Consider the following 6,172-nt stretch of genomic DNA (forward strand, 5'->3'; position numbering starts at 1 on the left):
GCCACCGCTGCTGCGCGCACTCGTGCCACCGCTCGCCCGACGCCGGTCGACCGACCTGCCCCGGCCCGTCGGCGCGGACGCCGACCTCGCCACCCGACTGCGGCAGCGGACGCCGGCAGAGCGCCGCCAAGCCGTCCTGGTACTGATCGACGAACACGCCAACACCGCGCTCGGCCACCCCGCCGGACACGCCTTGGATCCGGCACAACCGTTCAAGGAACTCGGGTTCGACTCGCTGACCTCGGTCAACCTGCGCAACCGACTCGCCGAGGCCACCGGCCTGCGGCTCCCGGCCACCATGGTCTTCGACCACCCGACCCCGAACGCGCTGGCCGGGCATCTGTGCGAGCAACTCTTCGGAGCCGCTGCCGCGACGGCCGCGCCCTCGGCGGGCGAACGGTTCGCCGGCGAGCCGATCGCCATCATCGGGATCGGCTGCCGCTACCCCGGCCGGGTGCGCGGACCGGACGACCTGTGGCAACTGCTGCTCGACGGCCGCGACGCCATCGACGACTTCCCGGCGGACCGCGGCTGGGAACTCGACGACACGGCAACGTTCGCCCGGCAGGGCGGATTCCTCGACGACGCGGCGGGTTTCGACGCCGACTTCTTCGGCATCTCGCCGCGCGAGGCCCTGGCGATGGACCCCCAGCAACGCCTGTTGTTGGAAACCGCGTGGCACACGATCGAGCACGCGGGCATCGACCCGGCCGCCGTGCGAGGCACGCCCACCGGGGTGTTCGCGGGCGTGATGTACCAGGACTACCTGCAGCGCGTGGGCGGCCTGCCCGAGGAAAGCGCCGGCTACCGCAGCACCGGCAACGCGGGCAGCGTCGTATCGGGACGCGTTGCCTACGCCCTGGGCCTGGAAGGACCGGCCCTGACCGTCGACACCGCCTGCTCCTCGTCCCTGGTGACGCTGCACCTCGCGGTGCGGGCCCTGCGCGACGGCGACTGCTCGCTGGCCCTGGCGGGCGGTACGACGGTGATGTCGACCCCGACCCTGTTCCTCGACTACCACCGACAGGGCGCACTGTCGTCGGACGGTCGCTGCCGGACGTTCTCCGACGACGCGGACGGCACCGGCTTCGCCGAGGGGGTCGGCGTCGTCCTGCTCGAAAGGCTCTCGGACGCCCGCCGGAACGGGCGCCGCATCCTCGCCGTGGTCCGCGGCAGCGCGATCAACCAGGACGGTGCCAGCAACGGGCTCAGCGCGCCCAGCGGCGCGGCACAGGAACGCGTCATCCGGGCCGCGCTCGCCGACGCGGGAGTGGGCGCCGCAGACGTCGACGCGGTCGAGGCGCACGGCACCGGGACGCGATTGGGCGATCCCATCGAGGCCCGGGCCGTGCACGCCGTCTACGGGACGGCGCACACCCGCGAAGCACCGCTCTACCTCGGTTCCGTCAAGTCGAACATCGGCCACACCCAGGCCGCGGCGGGCGTCGCGGGCGTGATCAAGATGGCGCTGGCCCTGCATCACGGCGCGCTGCCCCGCACCCTGCACGCCCCCGTACCCACGGCGCACGTCGATTGGTCGGCGGGCACGGTCGCGCTGCCGGCCGACACCGTGCCGTGGCCTCGGGTGGAGCGCATGCGCCGCGCGGCGGTGTCGTCGTTCGGCATCAGCGGGACGAACGCGCACGTCATCCTCGAAGAGCCGCCCGCACCGCCCGTGTCCGATACCCCGGACCCGACCCCGGCGCGCACCGCCCCGGTCCTGTTGTCGGCGAAAAGCCCCGCGGCGCTGCGCAACCAGGCGCACGACCTGCGCGCGCACCTGCTCGCGGCCGAGGGCGGCTCCACCGCCGGGCTCGCCCGCGCACGGATCGCCCGCTCCACGCTGCCCCACCGGGCCGCCTTCATCGCCGACGACACCGCGGAACTGTGCGAGGCGCTCGGGGCGTTCGGCGACGGGCACGAACACGCGGACGTGGTGACCGGCACGGCGAGCAGACCGCCGAAGGTCGTCTTCGTCTTCCCCGGCCAGGGCACCCAGTGGGCCGGCATGATGGCCGGCCTCGTCGAGGAGTCCGCCGTCGTTCGCGACACCGTCCTGGCCTGCGACCGGGAGTTCGCGCGACACCTCGACTGGTCGGTCGCCGCGACCCTCGCGGGCACCCCGGGAGCGAGGCCCCCGGAGACCACGGACGTCGTCCAGCCCGCACTGTTCACCACGATGGTCGCCCTGGCCGCGTTGTGGCGAGCGAACGGCGTGCACCCGGACTCCGTGGTCGGGCACTCGCAGGGCGAGGTCGCCGCGGCCTACGTCGCCGGCATCCTGTCGCTGGCCGACGCGGTGCACATCATCGCCGAGCGCAGCGCCGCGTCGATGACGACCGACCCCGGCGGGATGCTCACGGTCGCACTCTCCGGCGAGGAAGCGGACGCGACGCTCGGCCAGTGGCGGGAGCGGCTGGCCGTCGCCGCCTTCAACGAGCCCGATTCGGTCACCGTTTCGGGGGACGTGTCGGCGCTGGAGGAATACCAGGCCGAACTCACCGCCCGTCAGGTGCGCCACCGGCGGATCCCCGGAATCCGGCTCGGCGCGCACTCGGTGCTGATGGAGCGGTTGCGCGATCGACTGGGCGAGTCGCTGCAGGGCGTTTCCCCCACGCCCGGCAACATCCCCTTCTACTCGACCGTCGAGGGCCGCGTCCTGGACGGTACGGACCTGGACGCGGCGTACTGGTACCGAAACCTGCGCGAACCGGTGAGGTTCGAACAGGCCACCCGGGCTCTGGCGGCCGACGGGCACACGGTGTTCCTGGAGGTCGCCTCGCACCCGGTGCTGGCTCCGGCGCTGGGTGCCACGTTCGCGGACGCGGGCCACCGGGACGCCGTCGCGGTGGCGACACTGCGCCGAGGCGAAGGCGGTCGGGTGCGCTTCGCCCGCGCGTTGGCCATCGCCTACGCGCACGGCCTGCCCGTCGACTGGGCCGGGTGGCTGGGCAACGGAGGCAGCCGGTGGGAACTGCCGGTGTACCCGTTCGATCACCAGCGCTACTGGGCCGCGGCCGGCACCGGTACCGGTGATCTCGCGTCGGTCGGACTGACCGCGGCCGAACACCCGTTGCTCGGCGCGTCCGTCGAACTCGCCGATGGCGGCCTGCTGTTCAGCGGCCGGATCTCGGCGCGCACGCACGCCTGGTTGGACGACCACGCGTTCGAGGGAGTCACGCTGCTGTCCGGGACGACGTTCCTCGACCTGGCGTGGCACGCGTGTCAGCGGGTGGACGCGCTCGGCGTGCACGAGCTCACCTTGGAGACGCCGCTGATGTTGCTCCCGGGGCGGGCCGTCCACGTCCAAATGGTGGTGGAAGCCCCCGACGCGACCGGAGCGCGGGCACTGACCTGCCACTCCAGGCCCGACGACGCACCCCACGACGCGCCGTGGACACGGCACGCGAGCGCGACGCTGGGTGCGCCGCCGCCCGCCGAGCCGGCCGGCGCGGATCCATGGCCGCCGGTCGGAGCCGCGGCGGTCGACGTCGAAGCCCTGTACGAGCGCTACGCCGCCCTGGGGTTGACCTACGGTGCGACCTTTCGCGGCGTGCGGGCGGCCTGGACCCGGGGCGACGAGGTGTTCGCCCACGTGGAGTTGCCCCAGGACGTGGACGTGAGCGGCTTCGGTCTGCACCCGGCTCTGCTCGACAGCGCCCTGCATCCCCTGGTCTTCGGGGAACTGATACCCGAGCAGTTGCGCGGGACCGTCCAACTGCCGTTCTCGTGGACGTCCGCGACCCTGCACGCGGTGGGCGCCACCATGTTGCGGGTGCGGCTGAGTCCGGACGACGACACGGGCATCACGGTCGAGGTGGCCGACGGGATCGGGCAGCCGGTCGCCCGCATCGGTGCGCTGCGGTTGCGGCCGCCGGCCGCGGACGGACTGCTCGTCGGCGCCCGCCCACCGCTGCTGGCCGTGCGCTGGGTCGCGGCGGAGGACACCGACGCGGTGTCCGGCCGAAAGCGGTTGGCCGTCGTCGGCGACCGCGCCCTGGTGCCGGCACTGGACGGCGAACCGGACATCCCCGCGTACCCCGACCTGGTCGCCGCCGCGGAGGCGGACAGCGACACGGTCGTGCTGCCCTGCCGGCCGCCGCGATCCGGCGACGCGGCACACGACGCACAGGCCGTCACCCTCGACGTGCTCGCGAGCGTGCGGTCCTGGCTCGCCGACGAACGGACCGCCGAAAAGCACCTGGTCCTGGTCAGTCGGGGCGCCACGACGGCCGGCCCGGGCGATCGGGCCCCGGATCCGGTGGTCGCCGCGGCGTGGGGTCTGCTGCGCTCGGCCCAGGCCGAGCATCCCGATCGCCTCTCGTTGCTCGACCTGCCGGACGACATCGCCGACGAACCCTCGGCCGAGGTCGTACGGCGAGCCCTGCTGTGCGGCGAGCCACAGATCGCGATCCGCGCCGGGAGCATCCGGGTCCCCAGGCTGCACAAGGCCACCGGCACCGGCGAACTGGTGCTCCCGGACCGGCCCGGATGGTGCCTCGGCGCGCCCACCGGAAACTCGTTCGAGGACATCGCGCCGGTGGATCACCCGGACGCGACCGAGGATCTCGGCCCCGGCCGGGTACGGGTCGCGGTCCGGGCGGCGGGGCTCAACTTCCGCGACACGCTGATCGTGCTGGGGCTGTACCCGGACCCGGAGGCGACCATCGGCAGCGAAGCGGCGGGCATCGTCGTCGACGTCGGCGAGGGAGTGACCGAATTCGCGCCCGGAGACCGGGTGTTCGGGCTCTTCCCCGATGCCATCGCACCGCTGGCCGTCACCGACCACCGACTGCTCGCCCGGGTTCCCCGCGGCTGCGACCTCGCCACGGCCGCGGCCCTGCCGGTGGTCTATCTCACCGCGTACTACGGGCTCGTCGACCTCGCCGGTCTGCGCGCGGGACAGTCCGTCCTGGTGCACGCCGCGGCCGGCGGCGTCGGCACCGCGGCAAGCGGGCTGGCCCGCCACCTCGGCGCCGAGGTGTTCGCGACGGCGAGTCCCGCCAAGTGGCCGGTCCTGCGCGAACTGGGCTACCCCGCCGACCGCACGGCGTCCTCCCGGACCCTGGAATTCGAGGAGCGTTTTCGCGCCGGCACCCGAGGCCGCGGCTTCGACGTCGTGCTGAACTCGCTGACGGGCGAGTTCATGGACGCGTCCCTGCGACTGACCACGCCCGGTGGGGTGTTCCTGGACATGGGCCGCAGCGACCCGCGCAGCGCGCAGGACATCCACCGCGCGTACCCCGAGGTGCGCTACCGGCCGTACGAGTTGGTCTCGGCCGCGGGCCCGGACCGGATCGGGGAGATGCTTCGCGACCTGGTGGACCTGTTCGAGCGGGGCGTGCTCCAGCCGCCGCGAGTGACCGGTTGGGACGTGCGCCGCGCACCGGAGGCGCTGCGGTTCCTGAGCCAGGCCAAGCACATCGGCAAGATCGTGCTCACCCTGCCGCGACGGCTGGACCCGACGGGCACCGTGCTGGTGACCGGCGGCACGGGTGCGTTGGGCAGGCTGGTGGCGCGGCATCTGATCACCGAGCACGGCGTCCGGCGCCTGGTGCTGCTCGGCCGTGCCGGCGCCCCGGCCCTCGCCGACGAGACGGCGGAACTCGGCGCGGACGTCGAGATCGTCGCCTGTGACGTCGCCGACCGCGATCGGCTCGCCGCCGTCCTGGCCGCCATCCCGGCAGAGCATCCGCTGACGGCCGTCGTGCACGCCGCCGCGGTGGTGGACGACGGGGTCGTCGAGGACCTGACGACCGAGCAGGTCGCCGGGGTGTTCGCCGCCAAGGTGCACGGTGCCTGGAACCTGCACGAGCTGACCCGGCATCTGGACCTGTCGGCATTCGTGCTGTTCTCCTCGTCCGCCGGCGTCATGGGGGGACCGGGCCAGGGCAACTACGCGGCCGCCAACACCTTCCTCGACGCCCTCGCCGGTCATCGCCGATCGCTGGGGCTGGCCGCCACATCCCTCGCCTGGGGCCTGTGGGACGAGCGGGGAGCGGCCACCTCGCGGCTCACCGACGTCGACCTGGCCCGGATGGCGCGCGGCGGCATGACGGCGCTGACCTCGGCCGAGGGACTGGCCCTGTTCGACGCCGCCGACGGCGCGGCGGACGCGTTGCTCGTGGCCGCCCGGCTCGACCCGGCCGCACCCGGCGGTTCGGTGCCGCCG

Annotated in this window: 1 protein-coding gene; it reads left to right on the top strand. The window is 73.7% G+C overall.

Features of this window, described 5'->3' with window-relative positions; genetic code table 11:
- The coding region (locus tag GT354_RS07405) for a type I polyketide synthase (protein WP_161355451.1) at positions 1-6,172 on the top strand (6,172 nt) is incomplete at both ends.

Origin of the sequence: Streptomyces sp. SID3343, assembly GCF_009865215.1 — a bacterium.
GTDB lineage: Bacteria > Actinomycetota > Actinomycetes > Streptomycetales > Streptomycetaceae > Embleya.